The organism is Pseudomonas sp. MWU13-3659, from assembly GCF_023757525.1.
GTDB classification, from domain to species: Bacteria; Pseudomonadota; Gammaproteobacteria; order Pseudomonadales; family Pseudomonadaceae; genus Aquipseudomonas; species Aquipseudomonas entomophila_E.
In genome coordinates, this window is sequence record NZ_JAMSHW010000087.1 from 1 (window position 1) to 934 (window position 934).

Annotated in this window: 1 protein-coding gene; it reads right to left on the reverse strand. The window is 66.1% G+C overall.

The annotated features are described in order from the left end of the window. Positions 1-934 (reverse strand): type VI secretion system tip protein TssI/VgrG (gene tssI, locus NGM28_RS28410; protein WP_252092546.1); only part of this gene is annotated, 934 nt, incomplete at both ends.

Genomic DNA, 934 nt, shown 5'->3' on the forward strand with positions numbered 1-934 from the left:
ACTGATTTCGCTGGTGGTGTCGTCGATGCGCAGTTCGTTGCCGCGGCTGCCCTTGTATTCCTTGCTCTTGATCGTGGCCAGGGTCTTGAGGTCGGGCAGCTTGTAGTGCGGCATGTTCACGCCGTGGTACAGGCAGCCGGTCACCAGGGGTTGGTCGGGGTCGCCTTCGAGGAAGCTGACCAGCACTTCCATGCCCACGCGGGGCAGTTGCAGACCGGCGATGCCCTGCCCGGCCCAACTGCTGGCCACGCGCATCCACACGCTGGACTTGTCGTCCGAGCGGCCTTCGCGGTCCCAGAAGAACTGCACCTTGATGCGGCCGTACTCGTCGCAGTAGATCTCTTCGCCGGCCGGCCCGCTGACCACGGCGCGCTGCTCGCCCAGCACCTTCGGTTTCGGGTGGTTCAGCGGCGGGCGGTACGGTTGCTCCCACGGGGTGACCACGAAGAAGTTGCGGTAGCCCTGCTGGAAGCCATCGAAGCGGGGGTCGATGTCGCTGGTGATGGCTTCTTCCAGCACCTGCGGCTGACGGCCCTGATGGCGTAGTTCGACCAACAGCCAGAGATCGTTCCAGCTGGCGTTGGGATGGCTGGCGAGGGTCAGGAAGTGCCCGCTGGCGAGCAGTGGCTGGTCACTGTCGCCGCTCGCCTGGCGGTAATCGCTGCGGTGGCGTTCCAGGGCGCGGTTGGCCAGGTGCTTGCCACGCGGGCGATCAAGGAAACGGCCGGGGTAGTCGTAGTCTTCCAGGGCCGGCTCGTCGTGGCTGTCGGCCTCGCCTTCGAGCTGGATCAGCGGCTTCTTGAAGTCGTAGTCGCGGCGGGTGACGCTGCTGGTGCGGGTTTCCAGGCGCAGGGCGAAGCGCTTGATCATCGGCGTGTCGGCGACCAGCCCGGAGTCGTGCTGGAACTGCACCGGGGCCAGTTTCGGGAACACC